Source organism: Saccharopolyspora phatthalungensis (assembly GCF_014203395.1).
GTDB classification, from domain to species: domain Bacteria; phylum Actinomycetota; class Actinomycetes; order Mycobacteriales; family Pseudonocardiaceae; genus Saccharopolyspora; species Saccharopolyspora phatthalungensis.
On sequence record NZ_JACHIW010000001.1, the window covers coordinates 4935558 to 4954051 of the forward strand.

Sequence of the window (18494 nt, forward strand, 5' to 3'; positions counted from 1 at the left end):
GGCGTTCCTTGGAGTGCAACCGGACCAGGCTCGTGACATGGCGGGCGTTCTCGGACGTCTCCAGGCCCACACCGCCGTGGCCTGCACCGGATACAGGTTGGCAGCCCTGTCGGTGCCGATGACGAGGTCTTTCGCCTCTACAGACAGCCATGGCGGTCGGCCGAACCTGACGGAACCTGGTCGCGGCGGCGGAGATCACTGGGACCGAGCGAAAGCTGCGGATAGCTGCCGGGCAATGCCTTCCAGGCGCCCCTGGCACGCAACCTCATCACCCACACGCTGCTGGAGCTGGCGGAGGGACAACGATGACCACGACCACCTTGACCCGCTCCGTCGGTCAGGCGATCAGCCGGGTCGAAGGCGGCGAGAAGGTCCGCGGTCAAGCGCGGTATGCGTTCGAACAGCCCGTCCACCGCCCGGCCTACCTGTTTCCCCTACAGGCGCCCATCGCGGCCGGGCGCGTGACCTCCGTCGATGCCAGCGCCGCGCTGGCCGAAGAAGGGGTCCTCACGGTATTCACTCACGAGAACGCACCCGAGCTGGCTCCAGGCGACGATCCCGAGCTGGCGATCCTGCAATCGGACCGAATAGCCTTCCGCGGCCAGTTCGTCGGCGGCATCATCGCCGAAACCCTGGAGACCGCTCGCCACGCCGCAAGCCTGGTCCGCATCCAATACCAGCCGGAACCGCACGACGCCGATTTCAGGGTCGACCGCGACGACCTCTACGCCCCCGACCACATCAACCCCTCCTTCGCCACCGACACCGACGAGGGGGATGTCGAGGCCGCGCTGGCCTCGGCGGCCGTGACGCTCGACGAGACCTACACGACGCCGCCCGAGATCAACAACCCGCTGGAACCACACGCCACCATCGCCGTCTGGTACGAGGACGAACTCACCCTCTACGACGCCACGCAGGGCGTGACCATGATTCAGCACGCGGTGGCCCCGCTGTTCGGGCTCGCTCCCGAGCAGGTGCACGTCATCGCCCCGCACGTCGGCGGTGGATTCGGTGCCAAGGTCACGCCGCACGGGAACGTGGTCCTGGCCGCGATGGCCGCGAAGCTCGTCGCGAGTAGACCGGTCAAGCTGGCGTTGACCCGCCATCAGATGTTCAGCGTGGTGGGCTCCCGGACCGCCACTGCGCAGCGGATCCGGCTCGGCGCCGACACCGAGGGCGGGCTGGCGGCGATCAGCCACGACGTGATCGAGGAATCCCCACGGTTCAAGGAATTCGCGGAGCAGACGGCGGTGTGCACCCGGACGATGTACGCCGCCCCCAGTCGTCGCACGACGCACCGTCTGGTGGCCTTGGACATCCCGCCGCTGACGTTCATGCGCGCGCCGGGGGAAGCCCCCGGCATGTTCGCGCTCGAATCGGCGATGGACGAGATGGCTATCGCGTGCGATCTCGACCCCGTCGAGTTCCGGATCCGCAACGAGCCGGAACTCGATCCCGAAACCGGACTGCCCTATTCAAGCCGAAGCCTCGTGTCATGCCTGCTCGAAGGCGCCCGCCGGTTCGACTGGGCACACCGCGAACCCACCCCGGGCGTCCGGCGCCAGAACGGCTGGCTGGTGGGCACCGGGGTGGCCGCATCGACCTACCCGGTGTTCCGGATACCAGGGTCGTCGGCACGAGTCGCGGTCGCGCCCAATGGGCGTTACGTCGTGCAGATCGCCGCGATGGACATCGGTACCGGTACCTGGACGGCGCTGCGCCAGCTCGCCGCCGACGAACTCGGGGCGCCGTTCGAGGAGGTCGAGCTGCAGATCGGGGACTCGGCGCTGCCCGGAGCCGCGCCGGCCGGTGGGTCGGTCGGCCTGGGCTGCTGGGGCACGGCCATCCACAACGGCGCCCGCGAATTGCGCGAACGCCTGGAAACCGGCGGAGTCCCGGAGGAGGGACTCGAGGCCATCGGCACGGACACGGGCACTCCGTACGAAGGCGAGTACGCGATGCACAGCTTCGGGGCGCAGTTCGCCGAGGTATGGGTTCGCGAGGACAGCGGCGAGATCCGAGTACCCCGTCTGCTCGGGATCTTCGCCGCGGGCCGCATCATCAACCCGACGACCGCCCGCTCCCAACTGCTCGGAGGCATGACCATGGGACTGTCGATGGCCCTGCACGAAGCGGGCTTCGTCGACCCCCGGTTCGGGCACGTGGTCAACCACGATTTCGCCACCTACCACATCGCAACCAACGCGGACGTCGGCACGATCGAGGTCGACTTCCTCCACGAGGACGACCCGTACGTCAACCCCTTGGGTACCAAGGGCATCGGCGAGCTGGGCATCGTCGGGACCGCGGCAGCGATCGCGAACGCCGCACACCACGCCACCGGGATACGCGTGCGGGATCTGCCGATCACGCTCGACAAGCTGCTCTCCTGAGAGCGGGCCCGCCGATCTCAGCGGAGCGCCCAGGCAGGGAGTGCTGACGCCTCATATGGACGCCGGTCCGAGCCCGAGGTCGGGCCCATGGTTCCGGAACGCATCGTGATCCCCACGTCCCTGTCCGGCGGGCGCGCCGCAGACAGCGCATGCTCCTCTTTGCACGTTGTAGGCGGGAATGTGATGAGTACCAAGATCGGAATCACCGCGAACGCCGGGCGTTTGCCGATCAGTAGGACGAGTTTTGTGGGTCGGCGGCGCGCCACGCTTGAGGTGAAGCGCGCGCTCTCCGACTCCCGGCTGGTCACCCTGACCGGCCCCGGCGGTGTGGGTAAGTCTCGGCTGGCCCTCCATGTCGCAGACAGCCTTCACCGGGCCTTCCCCGACGGTGTGTGGCTGGTTGAGCTCGCCGAACTCGGGGGCCCCGGGTTGGTCGAAGAAGCCGTGGCTGCCGCGCTGGACATACGCGACCAGTCGGGCCGCGACCCCGGGACGGTGCTGGCTGACTTTCTGGTCGACAAGCACATCCTGGTCGTCCTGGACAACTGTGAGCATGTGGTGGAACGGACCGCCAGGCTCGTAGCGCGGTTGCTCGCGGAAGTCCCGAACCTGTTCGTGCTGGCCACCAGTCGTGAACCGCTCGCTATCAGCGGTGAGTATGTCTGGCCCGTTCCGCCGCTGGCCGTTCCGCCGGATGACGCTGGCCCGGAGCTACCGGCTGGGCCGTATGACGCGCTGGCGTTGTTTGAAGAACGAGCGGCTGCGATCCTTCCGGGGTTCACCCTGAACAAGGACAACGAGCAGGCAGTTGCGCGCTTGTGCCGACGGTTGGACGGTCTGCCGTTGGCGATCGAACTGGCCGTTGTGCGGATGCGGGCGCTGTCCGTGGACCAGATCCTTGACCGGTTGCAGGACCGGTTCGCGCTACTGGCGGCCGGCAGTCGCACAGCCGAACAGCGCCACCAAACGCTGCGGGGGGCTGTCGAGTGGAGCTTCGACCTTTGCTTGGAGCCGGAACGGCTGCTGTGGGCGAGGTGCTCTGTGTTTGCCGGTGACTTCGACCTGGCTGCGGCGGAGAACGTATGTGCTGGCGCGGGCCTGTCTGCAAGCGACGTGTTGAATGCTGTTTTCGGGCTGGTTGACAAGTCCATCCTGACAAGAGAGGAGAATGCGCTCGGAGCGCGCTACCGGGTCCTGGAGACGATTCGCCAGTACGGGCAAGAGCGGCTGGACGAGGCTGGGGAAACGCTGGCGCTGTGCCGCCGGCACCGCGACTACTACCTGCATCTGGCCGAACAGGCCGACGCGAACTCGTGCGGTCCGGGGCAGTACGAGTGGGCCGAGCGCCTGCGGGTCGAACGAGCCAATCTGCGGAAAGCACTCGACTACTGCTTCGTGGTGCCTGGAGAAGGGAGGGAAGGCCTGCGCTTGGCATCCGCCCTGTGGTTCTATTGGATCGCCTGCGGCTTCGTCCGCGAAGGTCACTACTGGCTCGATCGAGTGTTGAAGGCGGACCAAGAAGCAAGCCGAGAACGCGCAAGAGCCTTGTGGATCGACTCGTGGGCCAGCGTTCTTCAAGGTAGGACCAGCGACGCCAGGGCATTGGGCCGCGAGTGTTACGACCTCGCGCAGTTGCTGGGAGACCCGGGCGCATTGGCGCACGCCCTTCAACGGATCGGCGAAATCGAGCTGTTCAGCAACAATCTCCCGCGCGCTGTGCAGTTGCTGGACGAGGCGTTCACGCGCTTTAGCGACTGGGATTCCTGGACCGCGCCGGCGTTGTTCTTTTTCCCCCAACGGATCATCGCGGCCGGCATACTCGGGGACACCGAGGGTGCGCTTGCCCTGGACAAAGAGGGCGAAGCTGTCTGCGCCAGGCTGGGCGAGCGCTGGGCGCGGTCGTGGACGCGGTGGACGCTCGGGTTGGCACGGTGGCTCGCCGGTGAGCACCAGATCGCCCGCGCACTACTCCGGGAATCGCTCCAGCAAAAACTCGATCTCGGCGATCAATTGGGCGTCCCGTTCTGCGTCGAACTGCTGGCTTGGGTGGCAATCGCCGAGGACGACCCGAAGCGGGCGGCTGTGCTTTTCGGCGCTGCCGAAAAGCTGTGGAAGCCGATCGGCACACCGTTGTTTGGTTTCCAAGCTCTGCTGACCCAGCGTGAGCACAATCGGGCAGCCGCCCGGGCCGCGCTGGGCGACCAGGATTACGAGGCTCTTCTCCGAGCAGGTTCCGAGATGACTCCGGAAGCGCTCGCCGCTCAAGCGCTCGGCGTAAAACCCACGGGTTCGACAGGCGCCAGTCCCGCCTCCCAGCCGACGCTGACCAAGCGTGAACACGAGGTCGCGGCGCTGATGGCACGAGGACTGCAGAACAAGGAGATCGCGGTCAAGCTCTTGATATCGCAGCGAACCGTGGAGGCTCATGTCGAACATATCTTGACCAAGCTCGGTTTTACCTCACGAACTCAGATCGCCGCATGGATGGCAGGCGAGACTTCTGAACAGATTTGATCCCACAAACCGACGATGCGACAACGAGGAGCCTCCGGGGGCGGCAAGGGGTTCAGTCCGGCCGCCGAAGGGGCCTGTGGCCCGGAGCTCTCGTCGCCAGGTCGAGCTGCCCCTGCCCGTGCTTACCGCTTGTTCGCTGTCGATAGTGTTGATCGAGATCTGGTCAGGTACGCGATGCTGTCCTCAGTACGCAAGCTGGCTGTGTGGGGCTAGAGCCGCCCCTACGGGCGTGATGGGAAGCGCCCCCTGCGGCTTTGGGCAGTTACCGTTCGGGATGCGGGCTGTACATCTGGTGCAGGAGTTGCAGCGTCGTGAACGCGCGATCGATCCTCCGGGCGTTGCCGGGGAAGATCTTCTTCCAATGCTCGAAGAGCGGGTGGGCTGTTGTCCGGTGCAGATCGGGCGCGACGGTGAAGACGAGCTGCGCGAGTCCCCTGGCTTCGTCGCTCGTCGGGTTGTCCGCGCTGTCATCGCTGAGGTCGAGCAACGTGTGCAGGGACTTGTCGCGTGTTCGTTCGTCCTGGAACAGGCGCCGGAAGAGCTTGGCCACCGGTCGTGGGTCCGGATCTCCGAAGGCGTCGCTGGCGCGGAGCGACCGAAGATAGCTAGTGTCGTGGGCGAGTCCGAGGGCCGCCTGCGCGCAGTCGAGCCCGACGGCACGCAGATTCGCACGCTGCTCGTCGTCATCGAGATCGGCGGCGTCCGGGCGCGTCCACTGTTGCAGCGCGCGAAGCACGAGCGCACGGTTCGCAGGCTCGTCGAGCAGTGAAATGATCCCTTTGCCGACTGCGGAGTTCAGGTTGGCGTTTGTTCGTGCGATTTTCTCCAGTTCCTGCAGTGCCACCTCGGGCTGGCGCAGCCCATAATCGGTCGCGTAGACCAAGGCAGCCGTCCACTTGCGGTGGAAGTCGCGCGAGCTAGCACACCACTCGCGCAGCGTCGGCGCGACGACGTGTCTCGTCTGGGGATCCCCCGCAAGTCGTCCCAGCAGCTCAGCGGCCAATTCGTTGGCGTCCGGAGACTGTTTGCCCGCGAGCGCGTCGACGTGCGCCACCGGATTGCTGTGCGGCACGTTGACCAGGACGTCGTGGAGCGCCTTCGCGCAGTACCACTGAAAGCCGTTCTTGGCTTGCTTGGCCATCCAATCCACGACAACCGGGCGCAGGAGGTCGTACTCACTCCACGCTCGCCGGAACGCCTCTTGCGCCCAACCGGACCGCCGGAAGTGCACCGTTTCCTTGTGCAGTCCTCGCCCGTCAGTGTGCCGATGCGGGGTGATCGTGGCGCTCAAGCTGAACAGGATCCGCGTCTTGCTGAATTCGAAGATCTTCCGCGAAGCGACGCTCTTGCCTTGGTCCTGCTGATAGATCATGTTCTCGAGCTCTTCAGCGGAAGCGATGACGTCGTCGTAGTCCCGGTTTTCGAACACCGAGATCGCCACGAGCATCGCGTACTCGATCGGGCTCCGGTCCAGCCGGAACCACGAGGTCACGGACTTGCGGAGGTCCTGGGAGGCTTCCTCCAACGCCTCGGCTTTGTTCCGCTTGCCCGTGTCGACTTCCCAAGCACGTATCGCGACGAACTCGGCGTCGTTCGGGGCCGAGTCACCGGGCAGCCGCTCCCGGAAGTCGGAGTCGAGGACTTCTTCGGCCCTGTCCGGGTTCAGTCCAAGCTGGGACCGCAGTACGGCTAGCGCAACATCGACGGGGTTCGGGCGGCCTAGACGCTCTGCGTACTTCCTCAGGTCAGAGCTGACGGCGTAGTCCACGATCACGACGACGAAGCAGTTGTGCTTGGTCGCCCAGGCCGTGGCTCGGTCGACGGAGGCCGGTGTGATCTCGTCCTGCCACTCGGTGTCCAGCCCTTCCCAGATGTACCCACATCCGGGTTCGAGGTCGGCTCCCGCGAGGCTGTCGAACGACCGGCGCTCGCTGAGCCGCGATATCGACCTGACCGCGCACTCGTCCAGCAGGCGGATGCTCGCCAGCGATCTCCCCGCCCCTTTGCCTAAAAGGAACAGCAGGCGATTGCGCCGCAAGGTCGCCAACGCTTCCCCAAACCCCGGGCGCTCGACGAAGTGCTCCCGGGCGCGCACGATCTCCTCGTCGGAGATTCGGCGGTCGTCGAGCTGAGGTTTCCTGGATTCCGCGTACCAGTTGTAGACGTTGTAGTTCCCGTTGAAGGTGCCGGATTGCACTCCTTTGTTGTGCTCGGCGGCGTTGCTCGTCGAAGCCGGCTGCTGGGCGGACTCACCGGAGGATGCGTCAGGCGCGTCGGCGCGCTGTTCGGGTCGCTCGGTCGTAGCGGTCATCGTCGTTCTTCGCCCTGGTTGAGGTTTCCATTGAACGTGCCGGTCTGGACTCCGGTGTTCGTCCCGCCGACGTAGTTGCTCACGTTGAGGTTGGGAGTCGTGTAGAAGGTGTTGCCGTCTCCGGTGACCTGGTTTCCCCGAACTGGTCCGCCGTTGCTGATCGAACGCTCGCCGGGAGCGTTGCCCAGCGTCGCGGTGGATTCCTCCGGTGGCACCGGAGCCGGTTCGTCCTTGAGCGGGATGCTGCTGATCTGGGTCGGGTGGACTCCGGTGACGCGGACCCACGAATGCTCGTTGAACTCGTTGTTCGTGATCAGTAAGGGTGCGAACTCGTTGCGAGTGATCACGCGCGTGTAGTCTCCCTCGAACACCGTCTTGTAGGCGCTGTCGGAGAGGATGAGCGCAGTCGTAAAGGTGTCCGCGGTGATGTGCTTCCGGCAATGGTGGACGACCTGCTTGAACGCGGCCGCGCCGAGCAGTCGGCTGACGTCGATATTCGGGCGGTAGAAGCCGCGATCGGCCGGCAACGGGCCCAGATGCACGGCGACGCGGAGCCGGATCTCGGGCTTCGCGGATCTGTTGTGCGCGGCCAGGAGCTCGTCGAGCACGCTGACCATGTCGACCAGCGTCGGCAGGAGCCTGCTCGGATACGCGCGCAGGAACCCGTCCCCGGTGAACTGGTCGTCCTGGGCGGTAGCGCTGCTGAGCCCGACAGCGCGTAGTGCTGCCTGGGTCAGGTCACCGACCAATTCGGGGATGCTGCTGAGGTGTTCGGGTCGGCTGCTTCCCGACCCGATCATGTCTACTGCGAGAAGCGCGCTGTGCTCGGGCATCAAGGCAGGCTCGGGCGTTCCGGACAAGGTACGACTCCGTTCATCGCATTGGGCTGAACGAAGTTTGGCCGACGTGCGTGGCCGAATCTCCCTTGTTCCAGGGAATCAGCCGTGTTCACGCGATCACTGTGAGTGACTGTGATCCTCCCTGGTGGCATGATCGAGCAGGTGCTGCGGCGACGGAAGCACGTACTTCCGCCAGTGGGTGCGCACCAAGCCACGGGAAGTGAAGTCCTTCAGCACCGCGTCGACCGTGGTCTCGCCGGCGCCGATGCACTGAGAAAGGTCTTTGCGGCTCAATCCGCTGATGACCACGCCGTCGGCTGTCGTGATGCCGAGCGTTTCGGACCATGCGAGCAGCTGGCGCGCGACCCGGGTCGAAACGTCTTGGAAGACAAGGCTCAGCTGGCGGTGGTCCGCCTTGCGGAGGCGGTCCCGAAGAATGCCGTAAAGCGCGCCCAGAACCGCCGGATTCCGGTCCAGGTAGTGCCGGAACAGGCGACCAGGGACCCGAGTCGCCGCACCTCGCGTGTGCGCCACCAAGGTGGCGCTACGGGGTTCGGAGAACAACACGCCCTCCTCGCCCATCAACTCCCCCGGGCCGTAGATCCCCGCGACCAGTTCCCGGCCTTTCCCTGGCAGGAGGACCTTGACCAGCCCATGTTCGATGAGGAGCGCGTGGTCACTCGGTGCGCCGACGGCGATGAGCATCTCGTTGCGGTCGAAATGCAGCTGAGTGCCTAGCTCGCGAAGCTCGGCCCAGACCCGCTTTCCTGCCTTTTTGATGAACGTGCCGCGGGCGAGCGCGTATCCGACGTTGTCGTCTCCGTTTCTGGAGGCGGGCGCTGCGGTGTGACCGTCCAATACGGACCTCCCAGAGATCAGGTTGTCTAGGTCACCGTGGCGGGAACGCCCAGGCCAGCATTGTCCCCGGCGGATGGCCGCCGGGGACCATCACCGTCGCGTTCAAGGGACATGAACCCCCCACAGCAACAGACCCTTACCCTCAAAGGGTCGCTGGCGCAACCGAAAAACCCTTGTTTCCCAATCTTGCTGCCTGAACGCACCTAGTTGCTGCGTGAGTGGGGTCCTGGTTTTACCGGGGTGTATAGCTGGCTCATACTACCGGCTTAATGGTCGTGTCGGTCTAGTCCGCGTGGGTAGCTGGGTGGGAGTTTTCGCGTGTCTGTGCTGGTGCCGGAGGAGGTACGGCGGCTTTTTCAGGTATTGACGGGTGAGGATATGACGGATGCGGATGAGGATGCGTTGTTCGCGGTGGCGGCGGCGTTGGAGTCGGGTGCGGCGATGGTGGAGGTGTTGGGCCCGGAGGTGGGGGATGTGGTGGGGCGGGTGCGGGGTGGGTTTTCGGGTAAGGCGGCGGATCGGTTCGCGCAGCGGCTGGGGGCGTTTGGTCCGGTGTTGGAGGCGGGTGGTGTGGGTTTGCGGGAGTTGGCGGGGTTTGTGCGGAATTTGGCGGTACAGGTGCAGTATTTGAAGTTTGTGACGGTGGGTGGGTTGTTGTTGCTGGTGGCGGAGGTGGCGTGGGCGGTGGCGATGGCGGGGCCTACTGGTGGGGCGAGTATGGCGTGGTTGGCGGCACGGTTTGCGGTGATGCGGTTGTTGCTGACCCGGTGGTGGGGGCAGTTGTTCATACGGCTGGCGATGGCTCAGGTGGTGGGCATCGGGTTGCAGGTGGTGATGGATGCGGGGGCGCAGGGGTTGCAGTTCGCGTTGGGGACGCGCGAGAAGTGGGATGCGGCGATGTCGAAGATGGCGGTGGGGGTCGGCTCGTTCAGCGGGCTGCTGGCGGTGCCGCTCTCGGCGCTGGGCAATGTGGTCGGCAACGCGATCACCAAGGTGTTGGTGCGGGGTCTGGGCGACAAGATCGATGCTGAGGTGTTGGCGGCGGCGGCGAGGCAGGTGGCTGAGGAGCATGCGGAGCAGTACCCGGTGGCGTTGATGGCGAGATTCGCCGATGTGGTCTCCAAGAACCTAGAGGATTACACGGGTATGTCGGTGCGGGCGATGTGGGTGGCCCGGTTCGGTCACGGCCTGGGCGAATCGCTGGAAGAGGGCCTGACCGAAATGCTCGGCGAGGCCGGGTACGGCGCGATCAGCGGCCAGGGGGCGCAGTGGAACCCGTTCTCGTTTACCGCCGGGGTGTCGGAGGCGATCGGTTCGGGTATCGGGAACCTGATCGGCCTAGCGCTGCGGGGCCAGTTGATTCCGGCCGACGGGGCCCGGGACACCACTGGCGGAGAGAAGAACTCCACCAACACCGACACTGCCCAGGAGCTAGGGGCCGATTCCGGGTCACAGACGAGCGAAAAGCCCGGCTTTGCGGAGACGTTCACCGAGAAACCCGGCTCCCCGAGCAGCGTCACGTCCAGTGGCGTGGCTAGGGCAGCGGATATCGATGCCGTGGTGGGGCAGGACGCCAAGGCCGGCGCGCGTGAGGCGCGGCAGGACAACGCGCCGTTGTCGTGGCATGAGGGTGATGTCATTGCGCAGGCTGCGCTGCGGGATCAGGACAGGCCCGGCACGCCGCCACCCCCCTACAGTTCGCCTCAGGCAGATGGCCCCGTCCGCGTCGGTTCCCAGGGTTCCGATGGTGCGGCCCGGGAGGGGGATTCCCTTGCCGGTATGCCTCCTGCGTATAGCGCGGTTACCGGCGATGTCCGTGCCGATGTCGCATCGTCGCGTGTGGAGAGCATCGGTGAGTACCGGGGCGGCTCACTGGGTTCTGACAATGGTGCCACGGTGGGTGATTCCCATGCCGGTTCGCCGCGACGTGACGGTAATGCCAGGCCTGACACGCCTGGTATGGAAAGCCCGGAGGAGCACCGGGACGGTTCGTCGATGTCTGATGGTGCGCTCGCGGCGGCGCGAACCCGAGCTGGTACACCCTCGGCGTACCCGGTTGCTGGCGATAACCAAACGGCGTCGAATCCGGATGCGGACTTGTCCAATGTAGACGCGATGGTGCGTCCTGACGGCAAGGACAGAGTTCGGGAATCCCGTTTTGATTCGCCGCGCCGAGATTACTATCGCGCCGCGGGAAACTCCCCAATGGACAGCCAAAAGGCTGTAGGCGATGTGCGAGCGGTGGCGCCGCAATTCCAGGTCGGCGACTCTTCCACTGAAAGCCCGTTGACCCGCACCACTGATGTGTCCGATCCGCTTTCGGAGGTCGTGGCTCTGGGGCATACTCCGGTGGCTGGGGTGGTTGCGGATACCGGCGGCGAAGCCATAGTTCCTGGATACGGGCGGGTGTGGGATGGATCAGCCGTTCCTGAAGTGTCTGCCGGAGCGGATTCGGTTGCGGGACATGCGGATGCGGGCCGTTTGGGCGACGGTGCGTCGCAGTCGGCAGTGCCGCCGGATTCGTCTGGGGCGGTGGCTTCGGGTGGTCCGTTGGGTGCGGGGCTGGTGGGGTTGCCTGCGGATGCGGTGCGGGTGTCGGTGCCGGCGGAGGTGGTGTCCAACGGTGGGGTCGTGGGGTTCGTGCGGGGCCGGGTGGGGGATGTGGGTGGTCCGGTGGTGTTGGTGTCGGGGGAGGATTCGGGTGCTCCGGTGGTGTCGTCTGCACAGGCGTCGCGGGTGGCGCGCGAGGTGGGGCGTGATGTTGTCGCGTTGATGCCGGGGAGTGGCTGGCGTGGTCAGCGGTGGATGGGCTTCGCTGCCGACGGCTCCCGTCCCCGCCCGGTGGGCGGGCCCGGCTGGATTGCGACCCATCGGCAGGCCAGCCAAGGGCGTGACGGGCTGGATGGTCTGGCGAGTTCGTCGACTGCTGTTCCCGAAGGCCCGGTCGAGAGCGTGGTTGCGGGACCGGCCGAGGCGGAGAAAGCTGAGACGGCATCGGCGGGAACTGATTCCACAGCTACCGACACGACTGAATCGCGCATGCGGAGCCATGCCGAGGAACAACCGGCTTCGAACGGTGTGGCTGAGTGGACGGAGTCGGATCCGCGTAGGGCGGTCGAGCGGGCTCGGCCGGTGGGCGGGTCGCGTGATGTTGCGGTGGAGATTGTGCGGGGCACGCATGATGTGCTGGCGCTGGTGGGTGGTGGTGTGGGTGTGTCGCTTGATGATGTGGTGGCTTTGGTTGCGGCGCGGGCGGAGGAGGTGGGGCGTGCTGAGGCAGTGCGGTTTTCCCGGGAGTTGGCGGCCAGGCTTGGCACGGAGGGGACGGGGTTGGGTGTTCGTGCGGGTGCGGGGTCGGATTCGGGGGTGGAGGAGTCCGGGGGAGTTGCGGATGACGGGTTCTCGGGTGTTCCGATGGGGTGGGTGCTTGATCCGGCCGTCGAGTCTGCGCCGGATTTGGTGTGGGGTGGCGGGTTGAGGTCGCGGCCGGAAGATGCTGGGTTGTTCGGTTTCGGTGGCGACGCGGCTGATCGTGGTTTTGGCGGAGTGGGTTCGAGCGGTGAAGGTAGTGGCCGTAAGCGGGGGCGTGGCGGTGACTTCGACGATGAGGGTGCGATGCGCAGGCCGGTGGGGCCCACTGGTGTCGGGGTGGATGCGGGGTTGGGTAGTGCGGGTCGGCCGGGTGCGGAGGTGGAATTCCCGATTCTGCCGGAGTTTCTGGAGAGCACTGCGGGCGGTGGTTTGGGCTTGTCGGGGGTTGAGTCGTGGTGGTGGGGTGTTGATGGCGTTCTGGGTGCGGGTGCTGGGGATCTGGCGGCTAGCTGGGGGTCTCTGAATCCGGATGAAACGGGGTTGTTCGGTCCTATCGCGGATGCGGCTGATCGTGATGTCGCGGGAATGGGTTCGGTTGCCGAAGGTGCTGCACGGTTGCCGGTGGATCCCGGCGACGCCGCGGTTGACCCGGCGCCGGAAGCGGTGAGCGCGGGCGAAAAGGCGGGTATTGCAAGGCTGTTGAACGAGGCGGCGCGTGCGGAAGCGCGTCGTGCTCGTGACGCGGGTGAGCCCTATTCAGCAGTGGCGTTGGGGGAGAAGTTCGGAAAGAGCCAGACATGGGGCGGGCAGCGACTTGCCGAAATCAGGGCTGAAGGCGGTGCGAGCTGGTCGGCTGTGCAAGCGCGGGAAGTGGAGCGATTGCGGGAGGCCGGGCGGGCGGAGGCGCGTCGTGCTCGGGATGCGGGTGAGCCTTACACCCCTGCGGTGTTGGGGAAGAAGTTCGGGAAGAGTGCGTCGTGGGGTAGGGACCGGCTTTTTGAGATCACGCGTGAGGCGGGTGTGTCACGGCAGGCTTTGCAGGGGCAGGGGTGGGCGAAAGAGCGGGAGGCGGCACGCGTCGAGGCGCGTCGTGCTCGTGACGCGGGTGAGCCCTACACCAGTGGTGCGTTGGGGAAGAAGTTCGGAAAGAGCCAGGCCTGGGGCTGGCACCGACTTGCCGAAATCAAGGATGAAGGCGACGTGAGCTGGTCTGGTTCCCGGCGGGAGGAGAGGGAGGGGTCGCGGGAGGCGGGGCGAATAGCGGCAGGTCGTGCTCGGGATGCGGGTGAGCTTTACTCCGCTGAGGCGGTGGGGGAGAAAATCGGAATGAGCGAGTCGGGAGGTAGGGCCCGGCTAGCGGAGATCAGTGGTGAGGGTGGTGGGACCACGCCGGGTTTGCGGGGCCAGGAGAGGGAGCGGTTGCGGGAGGAGGCGCGGGTCGAGGCGCGGCGTGCTCGGGATGCGGGCGAGCCCTACAGCGGTGCCGCGTTGGCGAGGAAGTTCGGAAAGAGTGAGTCATGGGGTATTGCCCGGCTTGCGGAGATCAGGGGTGGAGGTGGTGCGACTGGGCCGGATTCGCAGGAGCAGGAGCGGGAGGCGGGGCGCGCGGAGGCGCGTCGGGCTCGTGACGCGGGCGAGCCCTACAGCGGTGCGGCGTTGGGGAAGAAGTTCGGAAAGAGCAGGGGGTGGGGTCGGTCACGGCTTCGTGAGATCGAGGGTGAGGTGGGTGGTTCTGCGGGTTCTGGGAGTGGTGTGCCGGCGGGGGGTGTCGCGTTGGTGGCTGAGGTTGCCGCTGAGCGGTCGGTTGGCGTGGCGGGGTGGTCGGAGTCGGATTTGCGGCGTGAGGTGGGACGGGCTCGGTTGGTGGGTGGGTCGCGTGATGTTGCGATGCGGATTGTGCAGGGTACGCATGATGTGGTGGCGTTGGCGCGGGATGAGGCGGGTATGTCGTTGGATGATGTGGTGGTTTTGGTTGCGGCGAAGGTTGCTGAGCTGGGTCGTGATGGGGCGGTGTGGTTTTCCCGGGAGTTGGCGGCCAGCCTCGGTACGCAAGGGACGGGTTTTGGGATTCGTGCGGCAGCGGGGCCGGGTCCACAGCCGGAGGTCCCGGTCTCCGAGGAAGCAACGGGCGGAGATCGGGCCGGTGGAACGGTCGCCGACCGTTCGGGGGGTGGCGGCTTTCCGGCGATTGCGCCGTGGACGCTTGATGGCGTGCCGGATTCGGGTGCTCGGGATGTGGGGACTGGCCAGGAGTATCTGCACCCAGGCCAATGGGCGTCGTTGGATTTTGCCGCGGAGACGGCGGGTGTCGGAGGAAAGGATTCGGCCGCTGACGGTAGCGCACGGTTGGCGGGGGAGCCGGATGCCGCGGCGGTCGATTCGGTACCGGGATCGGTGGACTCGGCCGAGCGGCCGGAGCGTGCGGAATCGCTGAACGAGACGGCGCGGGTGGAGGCGCGGCGCGCTCGGGACGAGGGTGAGCCCTACGCCGGTGCGGCGTTGGGGAAGAAGTTCGGGAAGAGCAGGGAGTGGGGACAGCGGCGGCTTGCGGAGATCAAGGACGAGGGTGGTGTGACCTGGTCGGACTGGCAGCGGCAGGAAGGGGAGCGGTTGCGGGAAGAGGCGCGGGCGGAGGCGCGGCGCGCTCGTGACGCGGGTGAGCCTTACAGCGGTGAGGCGTTGGGGGCGAGGTTCGGGATGAGTAGGGAGTGGGGGCGGGACCGGATTGCCGAGATCAAAGGCGAGGGTGGTACGACCCGGCCGGTCGTGCGAGATCAGGAGGTGAGTGGTTCTGCGGGTGATACTTCGGGTTCTGCGGGTGGTGTCCCGGTGGGGGATGTGGTGGTAGCGGAGTGGACGGAGTCGGATCTTCGTCGCGAGGTTGAGCGGGCTCGCTCGGTGGGTGGGCCCCCTGATGTGGCGAGGTGGATCGTGCAAGGCACGCATGATGTCGTGACGCTGGCGCGTGGGCACTCGGGTGCGTCCTTGGACGATGTGTTGGTTTTGGTTGCGGTGCGGGTTGATGAGGTGGGTCGTGATGAGGCGGTGCGGTTTTCCCGGGAGTTGGCGGGCAGGCTTGGTACGCAAGGCACGGGATTCGGGGTTCGTGCCGGGGCGGGGCCGGATCCGCAGGCGGCAGAACGGCTGGATAGTGCGAAGTTGTTGAACGCTGGCCGTAAGCGGCGGCGTGCGGGTGGTTCGGTCGATGAGGGTGCGGCGCGCAGGCCGGTGGGGCCTGGTGAGGGCGTGGTGGATGCGGCAGGGCAGCGGGTGAGTGCGGAGTTGTTGAATGAGGCGGCGCGGGTGGAGGCGCGTCGTGCTCGCGACGCCGGGGAGCCTCACACCGCTGAGACATTGGCGAAGAAGTTCGGAAAGCGCACAGCGTGGGGTCAGGATCGGCTTGCCGAAATCAAGGCTGAGCCTCGTGTCACTCGGGCGGCTTTGCAGGTTCAGGAGCCGGCGCGGTTGCGGGAGTCGGCGCGGTTGCGGGCGCGTCGTGCTCTCGACATGGGAGAGCGCCATAACGGTGAGACGTTGGGCGAAAAGTACGGGAAGAGTGCCGCGTCGGGACGGCAGTTGCTTGATGAGATCAGCGCAGAGGATGGTGTCACTCGGGAGGCTTTGGGGAAGCAGGGCCGGTTGCGGAAGTCGGCGCGTGTGCAGGCGCGTCGTGCTCGGGACGCGGGTAAGCCCGACAGCGATGCGGCGTTGGGGACGAAGTTCGGGAGAAGCAAGGCGTGGGGGCAACGGCGAAATGTGGAAATTAGTGGTGTGCCTCGGCGGGCTTTGCGGTTGGAGAGGTGGGCGAGGGCACGGGAGAATGCGCGCGTGGAGGCGCGGCGTGCCCATCACGCGGGCGAGCCTTACACGGCTAAGGCGCTGGGGCAGAGATTCGGAAAGAGCGTGGCGTGGGGTAAGAATCGGCTTGATGAGATCAGGAGTGAGAGTGCCGAGGCCAGAAATGCGGTGGGTGGGCCGGCAGAGGGTGTGGCCGCGGCTGGTCGTGGTGCTGGCGGGATCGGCTCGGTCGGTGAGAGCAGTGTCCGTAAGCGGCGTCGTGGCGGTGGTTCGGTCGATGAGGGTGCGACGCGCAGGCCGGCGGGGCCTGGGCCTGGGGTGGTAAATGCGCCAGAGCGGCGGGCGAATGAAGAGTTGTTGATCGAGGCGGGGCGTGCGGAGGCGCGGCGTGCTCGTGACGCGGGGGAGCCGCACACCGCTAATACATTGGCGAAGAAGTTCGGGAAGAGTAAACAGTGGGGACACCAGCGGCTCGTGGAAATCAGGCATGAAGGTGGTGTCACGCGGCTGACGCTGCTGATGCGGGAGCGGGAACGGTTGCGGGAAGAGGCGCGGGTGGAGGCGGGGCGTGCCCGTGACGCGGGTGCGCCCTACAGCGGTACGGCGTTGGGGAAAAAGTTCGGAAAGAGTGTGAGGTGGGGGCGGGAGCGGCTCGATGAAATCAGCGGCGGGCACCGACAGGTCATGCGGCCAGAGCACGAGGAGTTGGCGAAAGTGCGAGAGGAGGCGCGGGTGGAGGCGCGTCGTGCTCGTGACGCGGGAAAGCCATACACCGGTCGGGCGCTGGGGCTGAAGTTCGGAAAAGCCGAGTCATGGGGCAAGGCCCGGCTTGATGAAATCAAGAGTGGTGGCGGATCGAGCTGGTCGGCTTCGCAGGAGCAGGGGCAGGAGGAGGAGCGGTTGCGGGAGGAGGCGCGGGTGCAGGCGCGTCGAGCTCGTGACGCGGGAGAGCCCCACACCGGTGAGACGTTGGGGGGGAAATTCGGAAAGCACGCGGTGTGGGGGTGGAGGCGGCTCGCCGAGATCGGTGACGAGAGTAGTGCGACCGGGTCGGCTTTGCAGGAACAGAGGCGGGAGGCAGCGCGTGCGGAGGCGCGTCGTGCCCGTGATGCGGGGGAGCCCTACACCGGTGTGGCGCTGGGGCAGAAGTTCGGCAAGAGCAGGTATTGGGGCCATGCGCGGCTTGTCGAGGTCAGGAATGAGGTGGGTGTTTCCGCGGGTGGTGCTTCGGGTTCTGGGGGTGCTGTCTCGGCGGCGGGGATCCTGTCAGCGGTTGCGGGGTCGCAGCCGGTTGGTGAGTCGGCTGCGGTCGCGGAGTTCGGTGGTATGAGTGCCGAGCCGGCCGTGGATCCGGCGTCGTGGCCGTTTGATCCGTTGGATGTCGAGGAATGGTCGCGGGGTGATGTTGTGGGTGCGGAGCCGTGGGGTGGTGTGCCTGGAGCCGGGGCGGACGAAGCAGACTGGTTCGATTTCGGTGCGGACGCCTCTGATCACGGTGTCGGGGGATTGGATTCGGTCGATGAGGGTACGGCGCGCGTGCGCGAAAGGCCCGTTGACTGGCCGGTGGATTCCGGGCTTGCTGGTGCGGAGTGGGCTGAGTCGGCTCCGGAGGAGGATTTCCCGTTTTTGCGGGAAGTTGCGGGCCTCGACGCGGGCGGTGACTCGGCGGCCGATGGGGGCTTGTCGGGGTTGGAGCCGTGGGCGTGGAGTGTTGATGACGTGCCGCGTGCCGATGGTCTGGATCTTGCGGGCAACGATGGGTATCTGAATCCGGATGCAATGGCGTTGTTGGACTTCGGTACGGGCACGGCTGAACTTGGTACCGGAGAAATGGACTCGCGCTCCGAAGGTGCCGCGTGGTTGCCGCTGGAATTCGATGACGTGATGGTGGTTCCGTCGCCAGAGGGCGTGGACTCGGTCGGGATGCTTGGTGATGCGGAGGCCTTCGACGAGACGGCGCACGCCGAGGCTCGTCGTGCTCATGACGCGGGCGAGCCAGACACCATTGCGGAGTTGGGCAAGAAGCCTGCGGACATCAGGGGTGAGGGTGATGTCACCTGGTCGGTTTTGCGGGCGCAGGAGGTGGCGCGGGAGCGGGAGGCGGCGCATGCGGAGGCTCGCCGTGCGCGTGACGCGGGTAAGCCCTACACCGCTGCGGAGTTGGGGGAGAAGTTCGGAAAGAGTAAGGAGTGGGGACGGCAGCGGCTTGCTGAGATCAGTGGCGAGGGTGGTGCTAGCCGGTCGGTTTTGCGGGGGGAGAAGTTTGCGCGGGAGCGGGAGGAGGGGCGTGCGGAGGCTCGTCGCGCGCGTGACGCGGGTCAGCACTGCACCGCTGCGGAGTTGGCGAAGAAGTTCGGGAAGAGCGAAGGGTGGGGGTACCAGCGGCTTGCTGAGATCAGTGGCGAGGGTCGTGCTAGTCGGTCGGTTTCGCGGGAGCAGGGGTGGCGCAGAAGATGACGTGACGAA

The 18494-nt window shown here is 66.3% G+C and carries 7 protein-coding genes; 3 read left to right on the forward strand and 4 right to left on the reverse strand.

The window, feature by feature from the left end; all coding sequences use genetic code 11:
- Window positions 1-305: 305 nt before the first annotated feature.
- A complete protein-coding gene (locus BJ970_RS22715) occupies window positions 306-2396 on the forward strand; it encodes a xanthine dehydrogenase family protein molybdopterin-binding subunit (RefSeq protein ID WP_184728119.1) in 2091 nt (696 codons plus the stop codon).
- A gap of 51 nt (window positions 2397-2447) precedes the next feature.
- Here the strand turns inward: BJ970_RS22715 and BJ970_RS38095 are convergent, their stop codons facing one another.
- Complete coding sequence (locus BJ970_RS38095) at window positions 2448-2951, reverse strand: hypothetical protein (RefSeq protein WP_246470971.1); 504 nt, start codon at window positions 2949-2951, stop codon at window positions 2448-2450.
- 33 nt (window positions 2952-2984) lie between these two features.
- Here BJ970_RS38095 and BJ970_RS22720 point away from each other — a divergent pair, with 33 nt between their 5' ends.
- Entirely contained in the window at window positions 2985-4910 is a 1926-nt protein-coding gene (locus BJ970_RS22720; RefSeq protein ID WP_246470972.1) for a helix-turn-helix transcriptional regulator, read from the forward strand.
- A 262-nt stretch (window positions 4911-5172) separates the two neighbouring features.
- Here BJ970_RS22720 and BJ970_RS22725 read toward each other — a convergent pair whose 3' ends face one another.
- The 3 genes from BJ970_RS22725 to BJ970_RS22735 form a co-directional block, all read right to left on the reverse strand.
- The gene (locus tag BJ970_RS22725) at window positions 5173-7221 is read right to left on the reverse strand and encodes a hypothetical protein (RefSeq protein WP_184728121.1); all 2049 of its coding nucleotides are present in this window, start codon (window positions 7219-7221) and stop codon (window positions 5173-5175) included.
- A complete protein-coding gene (locus BJ970_RS22730) occupies window positions 7218-8054 on the reverse strand; it encodes a hypothetical protein (protein WP_184728122.1) in 837 nt (278 codons plus the stop codon). The genes BJ970_RS22725 and BJ970_RS22730 overlap by 4 nt, the downstream gene beginning before the upstream one ends.
- 123 nt (window positions 8055-8177) lie before the next feature.
- Window positions 8178-8918, reverse strand: a complete 741-nt coding sequence (locus BJ970_RS22735; protein WP_184728123.1) for a Crp/Fnr family transcriptional regulator — start codon at window positions 8916-8918, stop codon at window positions 8178-8180.
- A 318-nt stretch (window positions 8919-9236) separates the two neighbouring features.
- Here BJ970_RS22735 and BJ970_RS22740 point away from each other — a divergent pair, with 318 nt between their 5' ends.
- Window positions 9237-18485 (forward strand): WXG100-like domain-containing protein, encoded by a 9249-nt coding sequence (locus tag BJ970_RS22740; protein WP_184728124.1) that lies wholly within the window; start codon window positions 9237-9239, stop codon window positions 18483-18485.
- Window positions 18486-18494: the final 9 nt, after the last annotated feature.

What these genes read in the sequence shown, in the direction of transcription:
- BJ970_RS22715 (WP_184728119.1), top strand. Translation starts at nt 306, where the DNA reads ATGACCACGACCACCTTGACCCGCTCCGTCGGTCAGGCGATCAGCCGG.
- BJ970_RS38095 (WP_246470971.1), bottom strand. Translation starts at nt 2,951, where the DNA reads ATGCTCACAGTTGTCCAGGACGACCAGGATGTGCTTGTCGACCAGAAA.
- BJ970_RS22725 (WP_184728121.1), bottom strand. Translation starts at nt 7,221, where the DNA reads ATGACCGCTACGACCGAGCGACCCGAACAGCGCGCCGACGCGCCTGAC.
- BJ970_RS22730 (WP_184728122.1), bottom strand. Translation starts at nt 8,054, where the DNA reads ATGCCCGAGCACAGCGCGCTTCTCGCAGTAGACATGATCGGGTCGGGA.